At 63.3% G+C, this 19,571-nt stretch carries 21 protein-coding genes; 6 read left to right on the top strand and 15 right to left on the bottom strand.

What is annotated here, in order from left to right; genetic code table 11:
- Nucleotides 1-5: 5 nt before the first annotated feature.
- The 5 genes from WA367_RS00975 to WA367_RS00995 all read right to left on the bottom strand — a co-directional run bounded on the left by WA367_RS00975 (nucleotide 6) and on the right by WA367_RS00995 (nucleotide 4,717).
- Nucleotides 6-593: a hypothetical protein gene (locus WA367_RS00975; protein ID WP_106573442.1), complete on the bottom strand. Its 588-nt coding sequence runs from the start codon at nucleotides 591-593 to the stop codon at nucleotides 6-8.
- Between the two features lie 502 nt (nucleotides 594-1,095).
- Nucleotides 1,096-1,413 carry a hypothetical protein gene (locus WA367_RS00980; RefSeq protein ID WP_199190554.1) on the bottom strand — a complete coding sequence of 106 codons (318 nt, stop codon included), beginning with the start codon at nucleotides 1,411-1,413 and terminating at the stop codon, nucleotides 1,096-1,098.
- 196 nt (nucleotides 1,414-1,609) lie between these two features.
- On the bottom strand, nucleotides 1,610-2,488 hold the full coding sequence (locus tag WA367_RS00985; protein ID WP_106573441.1) for a DUF7007 domain-containing protein: 879 nt from the start codon (nucleotides 2,486-2,488) through the stop codon (nucleotides 1,610-1,612).
- Nucleotides 2,485-2,958, bottom strand: a complete 474-nt coding sequence (locus tag WA367_RS00990) for a hypothetical protein (RefSeq protein WP_106573440.1) — start codon at nucleotides 2,956-2,958, stop codon at nucleotides 2,485-2,487. The genes WA367_RS00985 and WA367_RS00990 overlap by 4 nt, the downstream gene beginning before the upstream one ends.
- Before the next feature lie 91 nt (nucleotides 2,959-3,049).
- Entirely contained in the window at nucleotides 3,050-4,717 is a 1,668-nt protein-coding gene (locus tag WA367_RS00995) for a ParB N-terminal domain-containing protein (RefSeq protein WP_106573439.1), read from the bottom strand.
- A 391-nt stretch (nucleotides 4,718-5,108) separates the two neighbouring features.
- Here WA367_RS00995 and WA367_RS01000 point away from each other — a divergent pair, with 391 nt between their 5' ends.
- Both WA367_RS01000 and WA367_RS01005 read left to right on the top strand, forming a co-directional pair.
- Complete coding sequence (locus WA367_RS01000; RefSeq protein WP_106573438.1) at nucleotides 5,109-5,459, top strand: MbcA/ParS/Xre antitoxin family protein; 351 nt, start codon at nucleotides 5,109-5,111, stop codon at nucleotides 5,457-5,459.
- 2 nt (nucleotides 5,460-5,461) lie between these two features.
- Nucleotides 5,462-5,962, top strand: coding sequence for an RES family NAD+ phosphorylase (locus WA367_RS01005; RefSeq protein WP_280951752.1), 501 nt, complete (start codon nucleotides 5,462-5,464; stop codon nucleotides 5,960-5,962).
- Nucleotides 5,963-5,974: 12 nt separating this feature from the next.
- Here the strand turns inward: WA367_RS01005 and WA367_RS01010 are convergent, their stop codons facing one another.
- The 6 genes from WA367_RS01010 to WA367_RS01035 form a co-directional block, all read right to left on the bottom strand.
- Entirely contained in the window at nucleotides 5,975-11,047 is a 5,073-nt protein-coding gene (locus WA367_RS01010) for an N-6 DNA methylase (RefSeq protein ID WP_106573437.1), read from the bottom strand.
- An 86-nt stretch (nucleotides 11,048-11,133) separates the two neighbouring features.
- Complete coding sequence (locus WA367_RS01015; RefSeq protein WP_106573436.1) at nucleotides 11,134-11,532, bottom strand: DUF3085 domain-containing protein; 399 nt, start codon at nucleotides 11,530-11,532, stop codon at nucleotides 11,134-11,136.
- Nucleotides 11,533-11,539: 7 nt separating this feature from the next.
- Nucleotides 11,540-12,139 carry a DUF1419 domain-containing protein gene (locus WA367_RS01020; RefSeq protein WP_106573435.1) on the bottom strand — a complete coding sequence of 200 codons (600 nt, stop codon included), beginning with the start codon at nucleotides 12,137-12,139 and terminating at the stop codon, nucleotides 11,540-11,542.
- A 124-nt stretch (nucleotides 12,140-12,263) separates the two neighbouring features.
- Nucleotides 12,264-13,232, bottom strand: a complete 969-nt coding sequence (locus WA367_RS01025; RefSeq protein WP_106573434.1) for a DUF3991 and toprim domain-containing protein — start codon at nucleotides 13,230-13,232, stop codon at nucleotides 12,264-12,266.
- Between the two features lie 317 nt (nucleotides 13,233-13,549).
- Nucleotides 13,550-13,882, bottom strand: coding sequence for a YnfA family protein (locus tag WA367_RS01030; RefSeq protein ID WP_106573433.1), 333 nt, complete (start codon nucleotides 13,880-13,882; stop codon nucleotides 13,550-13,552).
- Complete coding sequence (locus WA367_RS01035; protein WP_199190552.1) at nucleotides 13,879-14,328, bottom strand: MerR family transcriptional regulator; 450 nt, start codon at nucleotides 14,326-14,328, stop codon at nucleotides 13,879-13,881. Before WA367_RS01035 ends, WA367_RS01030 begins: the two co-directional genes overlap by 4 nt.
- Before the next feature lie 82 nt (nucleotides 14,329-14,410).
- Between WA367_RS01035 and WA367_RS01040 the strand changes: the two genes are divergently transcribed.
- Both WA367_RS01040 and WA367_RS01045 read left to right on the top strand, forming a co-directional pair.
- Nucleotides 14,411-14,779 (top strand): hypothetical protein, encoded by a 369-nt coding sequence (locus WA367_RS01040; RefSeq protein WP_106573453.1) that lies wholly within the window; start codon nucleotides 14,411-14,413, stop codon nucleotides 14,777-14,779.
- Between the two features lie 11 nt (nucleotides 14,780-14,790).
- On the top strand, nucleotides 14,791-15,255 hold the full coding sequence (locus WA367_RS01045) for a hypothetical protein (RefSeq protein ID WP_106573431.1): 465 nt from the start codon (nucleotides 14,791-14,793) through the stop codon (nucleotides 15,253-15,255).
- Nucleotides 15,256-15,332: 77 nt separating this feature from the next.
- Here WA367_RS01045 and WA367_RS01050 read toward each other — a convergent pair whose 3' ends face one another.
- From WA367_RS01050 to WA367_RS01060, 3 genes are all read right to left on the bottom strand, one after another.
- A complete protein-coding gene (locus tag WA367_RS01050; RefSeq protein ID WP_146149224.1) occupies nucleotides 15,333-15,845 on the bottom strand; it encodes a hypothetical protein in 513 nt (170 codons plus the stop codon).
- Nucleotides 15,846-15,912: 67 nt separating this feature from the next.
- A complete protein-coding gene (locus tag WA367_RS01055; protein ID WP_106573429.1) occupies nucleotides 15,913-16,326 on the bottom strand; it encodes a MerR family transcriptional regulator in 414 nt (137 codons plus the stop codon).
- 333 nt (nucleotides 16,327-16,659) lie between these two features.
- Nucleotides 16,660-17,714, bottom strand: a protein-coding gene (locus WA367_RS01060) for an IS3 family transposase (protein ID WP_106573428.1) whose coding sequence is annotated in 2 segments (ribosomal slippage) — nucleotides 16,660-17,462 and nucleotides 17,462-17,714 — 1,056 coding nt in all. Because the reading frame shifts where the segments join, the coding sequence is not laid out codon by codon here.
- On the opposite strand from WA367_RS01060, the gene WA367_RS01065 reads away from it, so the two are divergent.
- Together WA367_RS01065 and WA367_RS01070 are read left to right on the top strand one after the other, a co-directional pair.
- The gene (locus tag WA367_RS01065; protein WP_106573427.1) at nucleotides 17,702-18,199 is read left to right on the top strand and encodes a copper chaperone PCu(A)C; all 498 of its coding nucleotides are present in this window, start codon (nucleotides 17,702-17,704) and stop codon (nucleotides 18,197-18,199) included. The genes WA367_RS01060 and WA367_RS01065 overlap by 13 nt on opposite strands.
- A gap of 183 nt (nucleotides 18,200-18,382) precedes the next feature.
- Nucleotides 18,383-18,973, top strand: a complete 591-nt coding sequence (locus WA367_RS01070) for a transglutaminase-like cysteine peptidase (protein ID WP_106573426.1) — start codon at nucleotides 18,383-18,385, stop codon at nucleotides 18,971-18,973.
- 1 nt (nucleotide 18,974) lies between these two features.
- Here the strand turns inward: WA367_RS01070 and WA367_RS01075 are convergent, their stop codons facing one another.
- Nucleotides 18,975-19,169 (bottom strand): hypothetical protein, encoded by a 195-nt coding sequence (locus tag WA367_RS01075; RefSeq protein ID WP_106573425.1) that lies wholly within the window; start codon nucleotides 19,167-19,169, stop codon nucleotides 18,975-18,977.
- Nucleotides 19,170-19,571 lie beyond the last annotated feature (402 nt).

Genomic DNA, 19,571 nt, shown 5'->3' on the forward strand with positions numbered 1-19,571 from the left:
GCCGTTCAGCCAAGGGCGGCCATCTGCATTTCGGCCGCCTTGCGATCGACGGTCTGGCCGGGATTTTCGACATGGCGTTCGAAGGGCTTCCAGGCTTCGCCGACGACCTCTTCGTAGGCAGCCACCACGCCTTCGGCGGCGCAGCGGAGCGCGTGGGCCTGAATACCCATGTCGGCCGCGAACTCGCGCTTGCGCTGGGCGGCGCTGTCGAAACCAACAGGACCGTCGAGGTCCGCGTCGCGGTCGTCGTTGGCGTTTCTGGCCGTGGCGTCGCGGGCTTCCGAGACCGACCGGGAATAGAACTGCCCGGCGCCGTGGGCTGAACCGACATAGGAGCCTACGATCCGCTGGAGATGGATCTGCATGGCCCGTTCGCCGAGGCCTTCGTTCAAGGAGTCGGCCGTGTCGATGATGATCTTGCGATGGAGTTCGCGGATACCGTCGCTGTCGATGACGGGGAGGCCGAAGCTTTCGGAGATGAGCGATGCCTGGGCGCTGTCGGGACAGGCGAGGCGGACCATTTCGAGGGAGGCGCCCTTGCGGAGCTGGACCACCTTGCTGGATTGACGGCTGGAACGAGCGGTTCTGGTCATGTGAGATTCCTTTCCTTCACGGTCTGGCCGAAGGCTCGAGCCGGCCCCTGCCGGCCCTCCCTTCGGGCGCGGTCCAGAAAAACCGGCGGAAGGAGGAGGCTTCAGGGTCCGTGCGGACCAGAGCCGAGCGGACCAGCCTTGCGGGCAAGCAGGGCTCACTGCCCTCGCGCGGTCCCGCGAGGCTGGTTTGCCGAGGCTGGTGCGCATGGCCGCTCCGCGGCGCGCCAGCGGCCTTGAAGGCTCCGGCCGCCGGTTTAGGACCGAAGCCAAAACCGACGGGAGGCCGGCAGGGGGTGGCGTTCCACCGAAGCTGCCCCATGAAGGAAATGATGATGACCGGACAGCACGCCCGTCATCCCGACAGGCTGGACATCCCGGCATCTTGCGGCCGAACACTGCTGTCCTCACAATTCCTCCTGAGGATGGCGGTCGCACACGCCCGACGAGCGAGCTTCCGTCACAATGCATCGATCGAGTCAGTTCCTTCGACGTATGGAAGGTATCAGCTGACCGGCGCCTTGCATGCGGGATCGGGGCCTGGACGGGCAGATCCGAATCGTTTGTCCGCGCTTGGCTCTCGCGCGGTGCTCCATTCGGGAAACGGTGTTGCTCCCGGCGTGTAGTCGGCCGGAATCACGACAGGTACCATCGATGCGGCGAGGTCTTCGCCGGCGACGGCCCAATCGACTATCGTGCCGGCCGCCGGAACAGCTTCTGCACAACGGTCGAACTGGTTCTCCAAAGCCGCTGCGACGGCCGAACGGGGACTGGCGGCCTGCGTGTCGACGAGGATGTGTACCGCGACGAGAAAGGTGGTCATCGGTTGGGTCTCCGTGCTGGATGATTGAAGCGTGGCGCTCGGATCGAGTCGAGCACCGCGCGCTTCCAGGCATCGGCGCCTGTGAAGCGATGGCGATGGCGCGTGTGTCGGACGACAAGACGGGGATGTGGGCCTTCCATCCCGAACGCAGCCCGCCAGCCGAAGCGGACCGCGATCGCTTTCCATGGGATGGACATCACCTCCCCCCGGCGACAAAGCTCGACGGCCCGCCATAGGATGCGTGGCGCGCCGGATCGACGACGAAGCCGAAACGTCCAACCTCGTACTCGCCGGCCGGGACCAGAAAGCGCTGGCGCTCGATACCCTCGCCACGGCCTCCACCCAATGTGGCGACCACCTCAACGAAACCATCGTGGTGCTCTGAGCTGATTGCCGAGACGACAACCCAGTCCCCCCTATGCCGCGCCTCAAATGCCCGGCGATCCTTCTCACGGGATTCGCCGGGCCGCAGAACGGTTCCGAAGATCGCCTCCCAGGCGTCCGGCCAGGAGTCCTTCAGGGTTTGCTCGGCACACCGCCGTTCGAACCCGGTGAACAGATGCGGGTAGGTGATCGCAACGATCGCCCATTCGGCGTCTTCCTCGTACCAGCCGTCCCTTTTTTGGAGCCGGAAGTCGACACTGGCATTGCGGTCGGCGGAGAGATGGAAACCGCCGTGTCCGGCCGTCGAATGGCAGACGATGCCCTCGGCAAAGACCGTCGCGCCCTGCGAGGGTCCCCATGGCGTATGGGCGCGGGAGCGGATTTCCCGGCGACCGAGCGCGCGCTTTTCGCGATTGTGCTCGGCCTGCTCGAGCACCTTTGCCCTGAATTCCGCCTCGTCCGCGAGTTGGCCACCATGCCCGTAGAAGTCATTGCGGGTGAGTTCCGCCAGCGGCCGGCGCGCGCACCAGCATGTGGCGAGAAAATACTGGCCGACGCGCCCCGGCAGCATGGCAAAGACAGTGTCATCGACGCGCGCCACGGGAAATCCTTCAGCACTGATGCCGAAATGAGCCCCCGACTGGCCCGGCGTTCCACCCGGCCGAGGGTGCGATGGCTGATCACGGGTCATGCCGCCCTCCCCTCGACCTGATCGGCCGCAGCCATGTCCGCGGTTACCTCACGGAGCACGGCATTTGGATAGCCGTGCCGCGACAACCATTCATCGGCGGCCTGACGGTTGGCCGCGACATGGACGAGCTCGGCCTCATCGCCGGGGCGGTCGAGCACGAGGACGGAGCCGATGGCGGGCCGTTCGACTACCGTGAAGGCGAGGTCGCTATCGACCGAAAAGGTCTTGAAGACCCTGAGCACGATCACCGCCTTGCTGCCGAAATCGCCCTCATGAAGCGTGATCGCGGCCGGTATTGTGGTCTCGCCGACGCGCGTGCCGGCCTGTTTCCTGACGAGCCGGCCGGTGTTGTTGCGACTTTCCCAGGCCCGAAGCTTGCGCCGATGGCGTTCGGGGGGGTTTGGGGTGCCGTCGGAATAGCGGATGATCGCGCCCAGCGGCACGTGGTCAAAAATCAATTGCGCGGACATGGATGTCCTCCTGTTCTGGATGGTGAAAACGAAAGCGCCGCCGGGGTGAACCGGCGGCGGATCAGGCATTCGAAAGAGAAGTGTGGTGGGGCTATTCGGCGGCCTCGCGGAACCCTTCGCTGGCGTCCTGGTCCGGGTCGACGGGTTCGGCATCCGTGCCGCCCGGCTCCTCGTCCTCCTCGGTAACCGCGTTGGAGGCGAGCCATGCGCCAAGCGCTTCGCGGTCGGGCGCGAAGAACGCCGAGGGATGAACGAAGCTCTGCTCGTTGAACGCCTCGACCAGCGCCGCCCGCGTATCCTTGACCCGGGCCCGGGGCAGGACGGATGTGCCTTCGCACGAGGCTTCGAGGGCGGAGCGCGACAGGCAGGACAGAAATTCCTCCGTGCCCATGTTCGGCAGAAAGCCGTCGGCGCCGATCACATCGCCGGCAGCGCGGGCCACGATGCCGCTATTGGTCCGGTTCTCCCGGCAGGAGAGCACCTCGATCAGCATGGAGCGAACCGCGACGCGCAGGGTCTCCATGTCGAAGGAGAGATTGCCCTCGGTGTCGAAAAGTGCCGCCGCGTGACGCGCGATCCGTCGATTGCCACAGTAATAATCGTCTCCACCTCCATTGGCGGAGTCGACCCTGACATTCTGGCCGGCGAAGGCGAGGACCAGCAGGGCCATCAGCGTGTCGTCCTCGATCGGGGCGCGGCCGAGCGCCTCATGAAGGGCGTCCGTGCGGAAGTCGCCGATCATCTCGATGCCCTTGCGGGTGACGTCAGGCCGCGTCTTGGGCATCACGACGGCATCCTCGCCCGAAGATCCCGTGCCCTTGGCTGCTTTCGGCTCCGGCATGCGGAAGTGAACGGTCTGCACCTTGCCGTCGCGATCGAGATACATGGCGGAGTGATCGGACTTCTTCGGCTTGCCGTAGACCCGCTCGGCCTTCTTGGGCAGCTCCGGCTGGCCCCATGTATTGGCCTCGGTGATGACGCCCTTCTTGGGCAGGTTCCGCGTCATCCACTCCTGCTGGGCACCGAGATAGGCCTCGACATCGGTGGTGTAGCGGCTGTCCTCGTCGGCGGGGGCGAACAGGTCCTCGACCCAGGAAATGCCATAGGCCCGAGCGAGTTCGTCATCGAAACTCGCGTCGCGCGCATACATGCGGGTCTTGGAAAGGCCGTTGGCCACGCTCCACCAGGAAACCTGGGGATCGCCCTTACTGGGCTTGTGCGCCTTCCAGACCTCCTTCTGCTCCTCGAGCGAGGTGGCCGCGATCGTGCGGAGCTGGCTTTCGTTGGGCATGTCGCCCTTGGCCATATGATCGAGCATGGCCGGCAACACATTGGCGAGCAACCGCAGCTTTCGGATCTGGCGGACCGAAAGCGCGAGCGCCACGGCGATCGCCTCCTCGGTCCAGCCGATGGCGACGAGGCGCTCGATCGCGCGCCACTGGTCGACCGGATTGAGCCCTTCATGGGCGAGCGTTTCAACGAGCGAACGCATGGCGCCACCATCCTCGGCGGCTTCTCCGACGATGACCGCGATCTCTTCGAGACCGGCGGCGATCGCCTGTTTGACGCGGCGATGCCCGGCCTGGATGACAAAACCGTTGCCGCCATCGGCCTGAGGCGCCACGACGGGCGGCTGCACGATGCCGACCGCCTTGATCGTTGCGAGCAGCAGCGCATCGGCCTGGGGATTGGATTTCGAGCGGCGGGCCTTGTCGGGGTTTTCGACGAGCGCGCGCGGATCGACGAGCTTGATTTCCATCGGGATGCTCCTTTCGGGGTTCGGGAACCCGGCACCGCGCCGGTCCCTTTTTCGTCTTCTTCCCGAAGACATCCCCCGGCCCGCGGAGCGGACGGGCCGGTGCAACTGCGGCCGAGCATCCCTGTCCGGCAGGGCGAGCATGGCTCGTGAGCCATCGCGACGACCGACGGGCCGGGATCGCGAGCGGCGCGGTTGAGGTGAAACCGCCAGCGGGCTGGCCGCTCTGCGAGGGACTCTTTCCCCCTGCCTTTCCCTGCTATCCTGTTTTACCCGTCACCGCTTGGCGCACGACACATCACCAACTCGCCGGCATGCAGAGCGTGACACTTGAACGCCGTTGATATTGACGCTATACTGCGCCAGAAACACTGGCAATGGATAAGGCGACAGAATGAATCTCGCACAATACTCAGATCACGGGATGTTCGCGCCGAACAAGATCGCAACCGTCTTTCGCACGACGAGCGAAGAGATTGCGCGCACGGTCGGCCTTGGCAAGGACGCGATCCAGCGCAAGGATCGGGTACGCTCGGACAAGACACAGCGCCGCCTGCGCGAAATGGTGGAGATCGTCAACAAGGTCGAACCGCGTTTCGGCTCCGCACTGATGGCCTACGCCTGGTATCGGTCCGAGCCGTTGCCGGGATTTTCCGGGCAGACGGCCATGCAGCTGGTTCGCGACGGTCGGGCCGAAGAGGTTCTCGATTTCATCGATGCCGTCGACGCCGGCGTTCACGCCTGATCGTGGCGTTCACTTATTCCGGAAAGCTCTACCGGGCAATCAATCCGGTCTTCGCGCGCGAACCGATGTCGGGGCGCGGCGCGGAACGCTATGGCGGCCGCTTCAATCCGAAGGGTGTTCCGGCCCTTTACACCTCGACATCTGTGCTGACCGCTCTGAGGGAGTCCAATCAAGTAGGCGATCTGCAGCCGACGACGTTGGTCTGTTACCGCGCCGAGATCGAAATGGTCTTCGACGCCGCAGATACGGCGGCCCTTAAGGCGGCAGGTCTTGACGAAGGCTCACTGGCAGATCCGACCTGGCGTGATCAGATGATCAAGACAGGTGAGGCACGCACACAGCGTTTCGCGCGCAACCTGATTTCGGAAGGCTACAACGGACTGCTCGTTCGCAGTTTCGCCAAGGGAGCCGGTCCGGACGACAAAAATCTGGTGCTCTGGAAATGGAGTGCGAGTGGCCCGTCCCGCCTGGAGCTGATCGATGATGAGGATCGGTTGGGCTGAGCGCAACGCGCGTCATGCAGCCTTATCGACACCTGGCGCGTTGGCGACAACATCGTCGGCCAGATCCTTTTCGATCTCGGCCAGTTGCCGGCGCTTGTCTTTAAGCTCTCCCGCAAAGGCGAAGGCTTCGCCCTGGCGAGCGCGGTAGGAGGCGAGCCTGCGCTCGGCGTCCGCCAGACGCTGGCGATACCGGAGCCGCTCGTCCTCGAATCCCGAAAGCGCGTGATCGAGCCTGGAGACCGCGCCGAGCGGTGTCGTCGTGACTGGAAGTTCGATTTCGTGTTCGGCACCGGTGCGCATCAGCATGGTCGTATAGCGATATCCATCCGCACCGACCCGCTCGCCGGAGAATTCGACGTCGAAGCCGCCGATCGAGGCGATTGCGGTATCACCGTCCTGCTGGAGCTGGACCATGGTGAGGATCTCCTTCATCAGCGCCCTGCCGGCGGGTTTGCGCTCGGAAAAGGAACTGCCGGCGACCGTCATGGCGAAGGCCTCGCCCACGGTCGGGAGACGCCGGTCGATGTCTATGCCGATGTCGGCGATGCGGCGGGTCGCAACCTCGATGTCGCGTTCGGCCTCGCGGATCTGACGGCGGACCGCATGCTGATCGTCCATATGGGCGGCGCGCAAGCGCTCCAGCCGGGCGATATCGGCTTCGAGCCCGGCCTTCTGCATCAGGCGCGGGTCGCCCGACGCGATCGCCTTGGCCATCGCGAACTGGTTGGCCTGGCCCTCGCCCATGTCCTCGAGCCTGCGGATCGAGGTGTCGCCGGAAAGTGCCGCGGCGATGAAGCGGGCCTTGCGCTCGTTGTTCTGCCACATGGTGGCATCGAGCGAGCCCTCCGTCGCATAGGCGAAGATATCGATCTCGTCATGCTGATTGCCCTGCCGGCCGATGCGTCCCTCACGCTGCTCGATCTGCGAGGGCAGCCACGGCACGTCAAGGTGATGCAGCGCCTTGAGGCGCAGCTGAGCGTTGACGCCGGTGCCCATGGTTTCCGACGAGCCGATCAGGAACCGGACCTTGCCGGCATTGACGTCACCGAACAGGCGCTGCTTGGCCTGCGCGCGTCGGTAATCCTGCATGAAGGCGATCTCCGACGCCGGTACGCCCCTGCGCAGAAGCTCGTCCCGGATCCAGCGATAGGCAGAGAATCCCCTGCTCTTTTCCACGCTGATCGTGCCGAGATCGGAGAAGATCATCTGCGCAGCACCGGGCAGCTCAAAGCAATCGCCATCGGGCTTGCGATAGGTGTTCTGTGAGGTTTCCGCCCAGATGCGGAAGGCGTTGCCGATCAAGTCGTTGAGCTTGTTGTCGGGCTCGTCTCCATTGTCGGGGTCGACCAGGCGCAGATCGATCGCGGCGTGGCGGCCGTCGGTGATCACCGACAACAGGATGTCGTCTCCGGGCTGCGCCGGTCCCTCCCGTTCCTCGATCGCCTTGATGCGGGCGTCGAGCACGGTCTGGTAGCGTTTGAAGGCGGCGGACGGCCTGGAGGTCCTGATCTGCCGCTTGCCGGTCGAGACCGCCGGCACCTTCACATACTGGCGCAAGTCCTCGGGCAGCACGACGTCCGCAAAGGAACGGAACATGGCGATGAGCTCGGGCACGTTGACGAAGGTGGCAAAGCGCGTGACCGGCTTGTATTTGCCCGAGGGCTGAAGCTCGAGTTCGGTCGTCACATCGCCGAAGGTCGAGGCCCAGGCGTCGAACTCGTGCAGACCACGCTCCTTCAGCGCCTCGATGCCGAGAAAGCGCTGCACCGAGAACATCTCGCCGAGCGTGTTGGTGATCGGGGTGCCCGAGGCCAGCACCAGCGCACTGCCGGGGTTCTTGGTTTCAACGAAGCGGGACTTGACGTAGAGGTCCCACGCCCGCTGCGAGCCGTTCGGATCGACTCCCTTCAAGCTCGACATGTTGGTGGCAAAGGAGAGCTTGCGGAACTCCTGGGCCTCGTCGACGATGATCTGATCGATGCCGAGTTCGGATATGGTCAGAAGATCGTCCTTGCGTGTCGCGGGCGCTTCGAGCCGTTCCTTGAGCCCCTCCTTCAGCCGCTCAAGCCGCTTGCGCGACACGCGGTCGTCGCCGTCGACCTTGGTCAGCAGGTCTTCGTAAAGCTCCAACTCGTCCTGGATCATCTGCTGCTCGAAGGCGGACGGAATGGAGATGAACCTGAACGCCGAATGGGTGATGATGATCGCATCCCAATTGGCCGTGGCGGCGCGGGCGAGGAAGAGATGTCGCTTGTCCTTGGTGAAGTTGGTTTCGTCGGCAACGAGGATGCGGGCGGTCGGGTAGAGCGCCAGGAACTCGCGCGCCGCCTGCGCGAGGCAGTGACCGGGAACGACCAGCATCGCCTTGGCGATCAGCCCGAGCCGCTTCTGCTCCATGACTGCCGCCGCCATCGTCATGGTCTTGCCAGCGCCGACGGCGTGGGCGAGATAGGTCGAACCCGCCGAGATGATGCGCCAGATGCCGCGTTTCTGGTGCCCATAAAGAGAAAAGGCGCCCGAGGCGCCTGGAAGCTGAAGGTGATCGCCGTTGAATTTTCGCGGGGCGATGTTGTTGAACTGCTCGTTGTAGTCCCGGGCAAGCCGGTCGGTCCGTTCGGGATCGGACCAGATCCAGGTTTGGAAGGCCGTCTTGATCTTTGTGAGCTTCTCCTTGGCCGCCTCGGTGTCGACCACATTGAGGACGCGCTTTTCGCTGTCGCTCTCCCTCACCGTATCGAAGATCTGCGGCACCCGGCTGTTGAGCGCATCGGCGAGAAGTTCGCCGGCGTGCCGCCGATCCGTGCCCCATTCCGAGGTCCCGGCGGCGGCATACCCAAGCTGGCGCGCCTCGACCGTCCAGGAGGCAAGCTCGGGCATGTGGCGGATCTTGATTTCCACGCCCATCATCTCCTTGACGAAGGCGACAATGTCGGTGGCGGGAATCCAGGGGCCACCCAGTCGCGCCGTGATATCGGACGGGCTCAGGTCGGCGGGCTGGACATCACGCAGCGCCCTGACATTGCGTTCAAACACCGGGTCGAGGGCGGAAGCGGCTTCCGCCGCCCTGAGCTTGTCGCGCACCTTCCCCGAGAGATAGGCGTCGGCGGTCTGCCAGGACCCGGTCTCGGGTTCGCGGAAAACGGCGTCACCCAGCTCGGCGATGACGGTGTCCACGTCGGTATGCATGAGCTCGGCAATGTGATCGATATCGACATGACCGCGCTCGTTGAGCACCACGGCCAGCGCATCGGCGGCTGAAGCGATGACCGGCGCCGAGGGCGGAGCGATCACCCGCTCGGTGAAGATGGGACCCGGGCGCGCCGTGTTCGTCTCGAGGTCGTAATCCTCGATCGAGGCAACGAGCCAGCAATCGGGGTCGTCGAGGAAGGGCTGGAGATTGGGACGACGGTGCGTTTCGCGGACTTCGCCGGTCTCAAGATCCTCCTTCACCGACACGGTGGTGGAATTGACCGGACCGAAGGTGCGCACGAAATTCGACCACGCAATGCGCAGCCTGACCTGGTGCTGCTTGAAGGGCTGATCGAGCTCCTGAGCCTTAAGGACCTCCCGCACGGCGTCGCGGATCGGGATCAGTTTTCGGATGACCCTGGCCTGTTTGTCGGAGACGCCTTCTGCGGTACGGCCCTTGCGCACCGTGATGGTGACGGGTTCACCGTCGCGCATCTGCATCAGTGCCTGGTTCTTGCGGATAAAGAAGCTGCCCTCGCGGATGCCCTGCCCTTCAGGCTTATCGAATTCGTGGGCATCGCCGGCGTCGGTTTCCGCCTCGCCGTCATAGATCGCTTCCGCAAGAAGATGGATGGCGGCGCCAAGGGCCTGCTCCAGATCAACATGGGGCTGCGGCAGGCAGGTATAGGTTTCGCCGTATGGTCCGGACGTCGTGGCATGGATTCCCAACACGTGATCGGGATGCTGCGCGAACCAGCGATTGACCCGGATAGGGCCCTCATCCTCGGTTGCAGGCCGGACCTCTTCTGTTTCCAGCCAGGACATGTCGCCCTCGGCGTCGTCAGGCCCGCGCTTCCGGAAAAAGAGGATGTCGACCACCACGTTCGTGCCGGCTTCGGCCCGGAAACTGCCCTCCGGTAGGCGGATGGCAGCGACAAGATCGGCCTGACTGGCGATCGTATCCCGGGCGGCTGCATCGGCCTTGTCCATGGTGCCGCTGGAGGTGACGAAAGCCGCAAGCCCGCCGGGCTTCAGCCGGTCGATCGCCTTGACGATGAAATAGTCGTGCAGCCGCAGACCAAAGCCGCGATACGCCCGGTCCGAACGCACCGTGCGATCGGAAAAGGGCGGATTGCCGATCGCCAGATCGAAATGCGCCGGCAGGTCCGTATGGGCGAAATCGCCATTGACGATCCGGGCGCGGGGCTGGAGCAGACGGGCGATGCGCGCCGTGACCGGATCGAGCTCGATGCCGGTGACATGGGTGACCGGGCGCAGGTCCTCGGGCATCAGGGCAGGAAACAGTCCCGTGCCGATGCCAGGTTCGAGCACCCGGCCGCCGCGCCAGCCAAGCCGCAGCAAGCCCAACCAGATGGCGCGGACGATGAACTCCGGCGTAAAATGCGCATATTGCGTGCAGCGGGCGAGCGAAGCGTATTCCTGCTCAGAGGTGACATCCTGCAGATCGGCGCCGATCTCCTGCCAGTCCTTTCGAAACGCCTCCTCGCCCGGGCGCCGGAACACCGAGTTGGCCAGCTCCGAGGCGCCGAACCCGGTGAACCTGATGAGCGCCGCCTGTTCCTCGACCGTTGCCGGACGGGCTTCGGATTCGATCGTCTGGGCGAGCGCGATGGCGGCGATATTGTCCTTGGCGCGTTGTCTCCAGCCACGGGCCAGACCGCGATCGCCGGCGAGAAGGAAATTCTCGCCGCGTTCATTGTCCGCGGTCTTGCCGGGGCGTTGTGAAGCCACGGGCAGCGGCACTTCCGACGCGTCGTCCTCGTGTTCCTCCGGCGGTTCGATCGTCGTGCCGAACGCGGTGACGCCAAGACCGAGGCCGGATGAACGGGAGGTGTTGCCAAAAAGATCGAGCGTGAAGGGGTCGTCATTGGGCATGGATTGTTCTCCGTGTGTTGGGGTGCACGCCCGCCCGCCGCCGGGATGACCGGTGACGCGACGCTCGCGACAGATTCGGGATGGGATCAGCAGGTGATCAGCGCGAACGAGATGTCGTGCTCGGTGAGCTGCACCCTCAGATGGGTGGCGCCGAAGTTCCGGTTGAAGCTCGGGATCAGCAGGTCGGCGTCGATGAATTCGATGCCGTCATCGCCACCGAAATGCCGGCGCTTGTAGTCCCACCAGTCCGGATTGCCCTTCGGATGGCATTCGGCGGAATAGAGGACGAGCGGCCTCTGCCCATCGGCGAGCTTGCCGTTGGAGATGATGTAGACGCCCTCGTCGCCAACGAGCCACAGGCCGGGCTTTTCGCCCTGGCCGGGTTTCAAGCCGTAATAGGGGTCGCGGAAGCCGCCATTGGCGGCCGCGTCGGCTTCCCCGCGCGCGATGACCTTGCGCACGGCCATGATCGGGAAGGTGAACATGGCGGCCTCACGCGGCCTCGGCGAACGGCAGGTGGCGCAGATGAACCGGGAGCTTCTCCGAGATTTGCGCGTCGGTCAGATGATCCAGCAGCGCTAAGCTGCTTCCATGCCTGCCATAGACGATGACGGTGCGCTTGCCCCGATGCTCGGGCGGATAACCCGCCCCGGCATAGCCGCGATACCGGTCCTCGGTGGCGCTCCAGATATGCTCGATCCGCTCCTCGCGGGTCATCGCCTTGACCGAGCGGCGCTCCCGCTCGACGATGGCGTCGCGCATCTCGACCGGCGAACCCGGCCGGGCGAGATCGCAATATGCATGGAAGTAGCGGTCCGCCCCATTGATGCGCAGCGCGTAGAACACGCTGGTGATGCTGCCGGTCAGGAATTCGCCCAGGGCGAACATCTCACCACCCATCCAGAGCGGCGGCAGGATATCGAGCATGTAATCGTGCTCGGGCCGGGCGATCTCGAACCATTCGCCCGCGTACAGGGCGCCATCGTCGTTCTGCCAGCGGTTCGGGCGCTGGGCGTGGCGATCGAACAGACGGAACATCTGCCGGCGATCGGCTATCCCGAAATAGATCTTGCGGATGGGAGAGAGGGTCATGGGTGGGCTCCTTGGCCTCCGGGGCTGGAGCGCGGCTCATCCTCTCGACGTCGCCATCGTCTTCAGCCCTTCCGGACCCCACTCAAGCGGCCGCCTCTCCGTTCGGCCGGGTCAAGGGCCGGCGTCAGCCGGGCGAAGCGTCACCCTTGAGGCGGCCGGCGGGCATGCGGCAGCCGTCCTTCCTATCCTTCCCACTCGATTCCTGGTTCCTCCCCAATTCCGAGTTCCAGTCTTCCGCCAGCGGACACATCCGCTCGAAACCGCATCCTGCCTCCGCAGCGAGGTCTCGCAGACGGCTGGCGTATATCTCGCCCTGCGCGTTGTTGTCGGTGGCCGCCACAAGATGGGCGCCCGTCCGGTGGGAGTATGTTCGAAGGGCTTCCGCCGTGGCCGGCGCCCAGCCGCCGCCGGTGCTCAGATATAGTGTGTCTGATCGAATGTCCTCGATCGCGGCCAGGCTCATGGCGTCGATCGCCGCCTCTGTCACACAGAGCCGGAGCGCATCGGGCCGGCCAAGACGGAACAGCGTCTTGGCGCCGCCGGTCGCGAAGCCGCGCCAATCGGGACCGCGCTCCTCCCAGCCGGTCACCTCACCGGCGGAATCGGTGTGGCCGGCCCACATGCTACCCTTCGGGCCTTCGCGCAGGAGGTTCCCGGCAATGGCCTTCCGGATAACACGCTCAGGGATGTGGCGCGTGTCGCGGAGATAACGCCATGTCGCCGAGCCGGGCCATGGTTGGCGCCGGACCCGCCAGCGTTCCATGATCGTCAAGTCGGGCGCGCGGTCCCTGGCCTCGCGTGTCCAGACCGGTTCGGTCGGGACAAAGCCGACCAGTTCGGCAACGACATGGAGCGCGGCGGCAAAAGGAACGCCGTCGAGATGTTCCACCAGGGAGAAGATGTCGCCCTTCGCATCGGACAAGGGATCGAACCAGCCCTTGCCGTCATGGATCACGATGATGATCTCGCTGGCGCGGCGATACTTCATCGCCTTGCGGCTGCTCTCCTTGAGATCGAGCGCGAACCCCGCGTCCTCCAGCACGGCGCTGCAGGGCACCTTTCTTCTCAGCTCTTCCAGGTCTGCTTTTTCCATGTCTCGCCTGCGCCTTCGCGCGCTCCTCTTATCCGATTCCCGCTCCCAGTCTCTGCCGGAACGAGGATCGGCATGCCGCGAAGAGCAAGACGGGCAAGGGCGCGGCGGGCAACCCGGCAGATTTGCAGGGGCGGACCGATCTGGCCTGCCGCGGCGAAGCCTCCCTTGCCGGGCGCAGCGCGCAAGCGGCACCTAGACCCGCACGTCAACCGCTGCGTCTCTCTTCCTCTGCGCTGCATCTCCGAATGGTCCTGGAATTCCGGGCAAAGTGCGATTCTGAACCTTCAAGCAGCTTGAGAATGCAAGAGCCGTCGAGTTCAGGAAGCCGTTCGCGGTCCGAACAGGATTACTGTTGCGCCGACCAGACAGATGGCGGCGCCTAACGTATCCCATCGGTCAGGTCGCACTCCTTCGATCGTCCATAGCCAGAGAAGCGACGCGCAGATATAGACACCGCCATAGGCGGCGTAAGCTCGACCGGCAGCGCTTGTGTCGACCAGCGTCAACAGCCAGCCGAACAACAGGAGCGATATCGCACCGGGCGCTATCCACAATGGGGTCTTTCCCTCGCGCAGCCACAGCCAGAGGCTGAAACACCCGGCGATCTCGAAGAAGGCGGCGGCTGCATAGACGACGGCGGTCTTGCTCACTGGCGTTGCTCCCGCTCCGGCGACCGCGAGGCACCGGCGACAGGTTCGGCCATGTCGTGAAGGATGGTGCAATCAGGTCCGGGGCCGCCGGCGCAGGCGGCGTCGCAGCGGCGCACGAAATCCGCGAGATTGCTCTGCAGCTTCCTCAATTCCGCGATCTTGTCCCGCACCGCGCCCAGATGGTCGACAGCGATGGCGCGCGCTTCCATGCAGGAGCGGTCGCTGTCCTGCGTGAGCGCCACTAGCGAGCGGACCTGGTCGATCGGGAAGCCGAACTCGCGGCATTGACGGATGAAGGTCAGGCGACGGCGATCCTCTTCCCCGTAGCACCGCTGGCCGCCATCACGCCGGTCGGCCGGCGGCAACAGGCCGATCTCCTCGTAATAGCGAATGGTGGGCGGATTGGTGCGGGTGCAGCGGGCAAGGTCGCCAATTCTGAATGTCATCGGGATGATCCCAAAGGGTTGAACTTAAAGTCACTTGAAGGACTAGGTTATGGATGGCGAATGTGAATTGAAAGGGATCGTCATGGAAAATACCGACATTTCGGCGGAGGCTCCAATAGCCTGCTCGCTGGAGAGCGGCGCGTTCAGGGAGCGTCTCGCATGGATTGCTGACCTCAACCGAGCGGCCTTGCTGGACGCGCAACGCGAAGGCTTGCGATTGATCCTGACCTACCGACGCGACCATGCTGATCAGGTGCGCGAGATGGTACGGCGGGAGCAGCAATGCTGCGCCTTTCTCGGATTCGAGCTCCACGTGGGGGATGACAGCGTGACACTCGCCATCGCGGCGCCCGAGAGCGCCGCCGACGCGCTGGACGCGGTCTTTGAACCATTCCTGCCGAGCGAAACCGGCAGCGCAGGTTGCGGTTGCACGGCAACGCGTGACACATAGGAGACTCGATCATGGCTGCAACTGAACACGCCGGACGTTCCTGGCTGAGAGCTATCGGGATCGGCATCCTCGTTTCCGCTCTCACCGCCGCGGTGATGCTCGCACTGACAGCCGCCGGTGTATCGCCGTTCCCGAAGCCGCCCTCGCTAGCTTTTGCGGAGACCGCGCTCGGACGGACCTTGCCCCTGCCGATCGGGCTGCTGTTTCACACAGCATACGTGACCTTCTGGTCGGTGATGTTTGTACGGTATCTTCCCCGTCGGGATGTCTGGGCCGCGTTGGGTCTCGCCGCCGTGCTTTGGATCGTGATCCTGGTGGTGTTCTTCCCTATCGTCGGATGGGGCCTTGCCGGCCTGGCCATCAGCCCGAAACTGATCGTCGCATCCTTCGTGCCTCATTTGCTCTTCGGATTGCTGCTTTGGGGGCTGCACATGTATCTGCCGGGAAAAGATGCTCGTGGCGCCCGCGGAACGTGACAATATAAGTCGTGAGCCGACATGGGTCGGACCCGCCTCCCCGTCACTCAAGTTGCCTGACCACCCAGCGTGCCGGCTCAAATTGCCGGTCCGCTCGCCGGAAAACGGCAATAGTAGGTCATTCGTTCGACGACTGTACCCCGATCCGCCGGAATGCCATTGAGGGTCAGCGTTGTAACCTGAGTGGACGGCGGCGAAACGATCGTTCCCGCTATTTTCGTTTCGGGATGCTCATCCGGAACGAGCGTGAACCGGTATGCCCCTCCTTCGCTGTCTGTCCAGGTCACACTCCCGCGATCGTAATCACCTTCGGCGGAATAGGTCGTCTCGATCCGAGTTGGCGTAACGATGAGATACAGTTCGAGCTCGTCCGTCTCGAAGTTCGGAACTCTCCCCCACAGCCAATCCTCCGCCTTGGCAACGGAAGGTTTGACCTCGGCCACCAGGTCGCGACAATCTGCGTCCATGGGAACGCCAGGTCCGGGATACCAGAGATAGACACCGAAGGGTCCCGGTGCAGCGAAGGCACCGGGCGGTGCCAAACACAGCATCACAAGAAGTCCGCCAATTCGGAAGCTTCGTTCGGACATGGGCGTCACTTGTACCCTTACTGCGACCTACTACCTGGCGAACCCCGTGAAGGAGACAGTAACCAAGCTAGTGCTCGTCGTCGCACAGATCATGGCTGGCGAGCGCGCGGAACACGTAGCAGTCCTTGATCTGCTCGCCTTCGCAACCGGCGGCGATTCGCGCCAGTTCGCGTTCCAATCGGCGAAGCCTGTTGATCTTGTCGCGCACCGCCTGCAACTGCTCTGCTGCTATCCGATCCGCATCGGCGCACGGCCGGTTCGGGTGTGCACTGAGTTCAATCAACTCGCGTATTGCCTCGATCTTCAGCCCGAGATCGCGGGCGTGCTTGATGAATGCGAGGCGGTCGCGTTCCTCTGGAGTGTACCGGCGCTGGTTCCCTTCCGAGCGCTCGGGTGGAGCCAGAAGGCCCATCTGCTCGTAATAACGTATGGTCGGTATCTTGACGCCCGTGCGCCGGGACAGGACTCCAATCGTCAGCATGGCAGGTCTCACAGCAGTTCCATGATTTCTATAGAGTCTAGAGGTATTGCAGGCATCCAGCAATGGGAACATTTGCCGCAACAGATGACGCGCTTATCAAGCCGCAGAGTTCGTGATGAACCTTGACCCTCTAGCAGCTTGAGGTCACATCATTACCCCAATCACGCAGAGGGAGGGCTGTCATGATACGTCTGTTGCCAACACTCGTCCTTGGGCTCCTGATACAGATCGCGGCGGCGCACGCGACCGAAGGAGCTCCATCGCATAAGGCTGCTGACCTGAGCCCTGACGTCCCTCCAGTTGTTTGGAGAGTCCTGGGTTTCATTTCTGGCCTTATGCGGCCTGCATTTCCAGCCTGATTTTCGTGGCGAACTCGGCCGGCGGGACGTTGCCGAGAGCTGAGTGTGGTCTGTGGTTGTTGTAATCCTCCCTCCAGTTGGCGATGGCGGTCCGGGCTTCGGCAAGTGACGAGAACAGCGTCTCGTTCAGCAGTTCATCGCGAAAGCGGCCGTTGAAGCTCTCGACAAAGGCATTTTGCGTGGGCTTGCCCGGGGCGATGTAGTGCCATTCGATGCCGGTCTGCTGGCACCATTTGAGTATGGCCATACTGGTCAGCTCGGTGCCGTTGTCGCTGACGATCGTGTTCGGCCGGCCGCGACGGGCGATGACCGGATCGAGTTCGCGAACCACGCGCCGGCCGGAAAGCGAGGTGTCTGCAATCAGCGTCAGGCATTCGCGGGTGAAGTCGTCGCTGAGAAAGTCCAGGCTCCAGCGTTCATTCGCCTGTTCCGGCACAAGCATGGGGCGGCGCGTTCCCAGGGCCCGCTTGCGACCGCTGCGCTTACGGACCTGCAGCTTCTCTTCCTGGTAAAGGCGTCTGAGCTTCTTCAGGTTCATCGCGATCCCCTGTCGTTGCAGCATCACGTGAATGCGCCGATAGCCGAAGCGCCGGCGCTCCGCGGCGACCTGCTTCATTGCAGCTCTCACCGCCGCATCGTCCGGACGCACGCTGCGATAACGCACGCTCGACCGGTCGACCGCGAGCACATCACACGCCCGACGCTGGCTCACACCGTGCACTGCGCACAGGTGAGCCACCGCATCCCGCCTGGCATCGGGCGTCACCATTTTTTTGTGGCGACATCCTTCAGCATAGCGTTGTCGAGCATCGCTTCGGCCAGCAACCGCTTCAGCTTGGCATTCTCGTCTTCCAGAGCCTTCAGCCGCCGGGCGTCCGACACCTCCATGCCGCCGAACTTGGCTTTGTATTTGTAGAAGGTCGCTTCCGAGATGCCGTGCTTGCGGCAAACATCGGCGGTCTTCACCCCCGATTCCTGCTCCTTCAGGATCGCTATGATCTGCTCTTCCGTGAACCGTGAACGCTTCATTCGTCCGTCTCCGTGATCGACGGACTCTACCAAAATCTGGAGGAGATTCAGGGGCTCAGGTCACTGCATCCGACGAGCTCTCGGTCGAACACGCTGAGATCGTTTTGCCAACTATCGGACGGGCGAGTGCAACGGGCTATTTGGCCGTCTGGAACGGGAAGCGTTCGCAGGCAAACCTCGTGTCTGTCGAAAGCCCTGCATTCGAGTCTGTCACCATCTACAAGATGGAGCAAGACGGCGGTATCGCGAGAAAGCGCCGGGTGGAAGGTATATTACCCATTCCCGGTAACGCGGAGCTTTTGATGCGGCCCGGCGGCGTGCATCTATTGCTCACCCAGCCGAAAGAAACGCTCTCGTCCGGAGATGCTGTCGAATTGACGCTGGTATTCGATAGCGGAAAACGTATTGCGGCAACCGCCACACTGCTGGCTGTCGGCACGTCCGTGACAGATCATCACCATGGCGACGGGGATGTCACGCTTTGACGTGCGGGCAGTGCCGCCAGTCCAAATAGACGGAATTCGAGGACGCCTCATCGTGGTTAACGACGGGTTTAGATAGCCGTCGGACTTTGATTCTAATTTGCATAAACTCTAACTTATTGTTTTCGCGTGATTTTTAGCTCCAGCAGCTAACGTCTCTCCCGCAAACTTGGGGAGAGTGTCACAATGCATCGACTTGTTCTGGGCGCGATTGCGCTCGCAATCTCGTGCGCTTCGGCTGGAGCCAACGCACTGCATCTCAATCCGTCGCAGTCGGCGCTGGCGAAGAACATGGAAACCTTCGGCAACACGTCAATTCCGATCGGTTACTACGAATACTGCCAGCGCTATGGTGAGCGCTGCAACCGTCCGCCGGAGAAAGCCAGTGTCGAGCTGACACGGGAACTCTGGAAAACAATCATCGAGGTGAATAACGAGGTAAACACCACCGTGGAGCCTCTGACGGACAGGGAGATTTTCGGCGTCGAGGAGCGCTGGGACTATCCGGACCAGGTCGGCGACTGTGAAGATTTCGCGTTGGAGAAACGGAAGATCCTGAACGAGAAAGGCGTTCCGCTGGGGGCGCTGCTGATGACGGTGGGCCGGGATGCCGACGGCGGCGGCCACGCAGTCCTGACAGTGGTGACCGATCACGGCGACTTCGTCCTCGACAACGTCGAGCCGCGTGTACTTCTGTGGAAGGAAGCAGAGCTGTACTATCTCAAGCGGCAGTCGCCAGACGATCCAAACAGGTGGGTCAGTCTCGCCTCCAACTGACTCAGTCCGATCCGATCGGTCTGAGCCACGCGAATTCGAACGCCGCAGCTACGGAAAGCACAAAGGCTGCGGCGTTTCCATAAACCATTTCCATGATGTTGTGTCCGCCGAGTAGGCAGTAGAGCCAGAATATGGTCGCCAGGACAGGGTAGAGGGCCACGCCGGCAACCAGAAAGGTGGCGATGCGTGCGAGCATGGTCGCTCCGACGATTTGGGTTCACGCCGTCAACAACTAAGGTCCATCGCGCTCCCGCGCCATTCACTGGTCGGTGATCGCGTCCGGCGTCCCTACATGCTCGTGCTAAGCTCCGCTTCCATGTGCCAAAAACTAAGCCCGAAAGCGGCTGCCACGAATGCAACCAACGCCAGCATAACCACGACGTTACGGGACCGGCGACTGCTTGCCAGGGCAGCACTCTCGCGGATAGTGAGACGTTCGGGTGCTTCAGTCACTGTGATGTATCTCCCTTTGTGCGACCTGTGTTAAGGAGATCGGATGCGGCGGTGAAGAGGGTAGTCGGTTCACGGTGCTGCGGCGGTTTGCCGCCGCTTGGATGAGTCACGTAAACGCGCCATTAATCGTCATTGGCGAGTCTCT

Source organism: Nitratireductor sp. CH_MIT9313-5, assembly GCF_037029545.1.
Lineage (GTDB): Bacteria > Pseudomonadota > Alphaproteobacteria > Rhizobiales > Rhizobiaceae > Chelativorans.

Coding starts and splice junctions, on each gene's coding strand:
- WA367_RS01035 (WP_199190552.1), bottom strand. CDS start 14,328: ATGACATTCAGAATTGGCGACCTTGCCCGCTGCACCCGCACCAATCCG.
- WA367_RS00985 (WP_106573441.1), bottom strand. CDS start 2,488: ATGACCCGTGATCAGCCATCGCACCCTCGGCCGGGTGGAACGCCGGGC.
- WA367_RS01055 (WP_106573429.1), bottom strand. CDS start 16,326: ATGCTGACGATTGGAGTCCTGTCCCGGCGCACGGGCGTCAAGATACCG.
- WA367_RS00990 (WP_106573440.1), bottom strand. CDS start 2,958: ATGTCCGCGCAATTGATTTTTGACCACGTGCCGCTGGGCGCGATCATC.
- WA367_RS00975 (WP_106573442.1), bottom strand. CDS start 593: ATGACCAGAACCGCTCGTTCCAGCCGTCAATCCAGCAAGGTGGTCCAG.
- WA367_RS00995 (WP_106573439.1), bottom strand. CDS start 4,717: ATGGAAATCAAGCTCGTCGATCCGCGCGCGCTCGTCGAAAACCCCGAC.
- WA367_RS01070 (WP_106573426.1), top strand. CDS start 18,383: ATGCATCGACTTGTTCTGGGCGCGATTGCGCTCGCAATCTCGTGCGCT.
- WA367_RS01050 (WP_146149224.1), bottom strand. CDS start 15,845: ATGTCCGAACGAAGCTTCCGAATTGGCGGACTTCTTGTGATGCTGTGT.
- WA367_RS01010 (WP_106573437.1), bottom strand. CDS start 11,047: ATGCCCAATGACGACCCCTTCACGCTCGATCTTTTTGGCAACACCTCC.
- WA367_RS01025 (WP_106573434.1), bottom strand. CDS start 13,232: ATGGAAAAAGCAGACCTGGAAGAGCTGAGAAGAAAGGTGCCCTGCAGC.
- WA367_RS01015 (WP_106573436.1), bottom strand. CDS start 11,532: ATGTTCACCTTCCCGATCATGGCCGTGCGCAAGGTCATCGCGCGCGGG.
- WA367_RS01040 (WP_106573453.1), top strand. CDS start 14,411: ATGGAAAATACCGACATTTCGGCGGAGGCTCCAATAGCCTGCTCGCTG.
- WA367_RS01020 (WP_106573435.1), bottom strand. CDS start 12,139: ATGACCCTCTCTCCCATCCGCAAGATCTATTTCGGGATAGCCGATCGC.
- WA367_RS01045 (WP_106573431.1), top strand. CDS start 14,791: ATGGCTGCAACTGAACACGCCGGACGTTCCTGGCTGAGAGCTATCGGG.
- WA367_RS01075 (WP_106573425.1), bottom strand. CDS start 19,169: ATGCTCGCACGCATCGCCACCTTTCTGGTTGCCGGCGTGGCCCTCTAC.
- WA367_RS00980 (WP_199190554.1), bottom strand. CDS start 1,413: ATGACCACCTTTCTCGTCGCGGTACACATCCTCGTCGACACGCAGGCC.
- WA367_RS01000 (WP_106573438.1), top strand. CDS start 5,109: ATGAATCTCGCACAATACTCAGATCACGGGATGTTCGCGCCGAACAAG.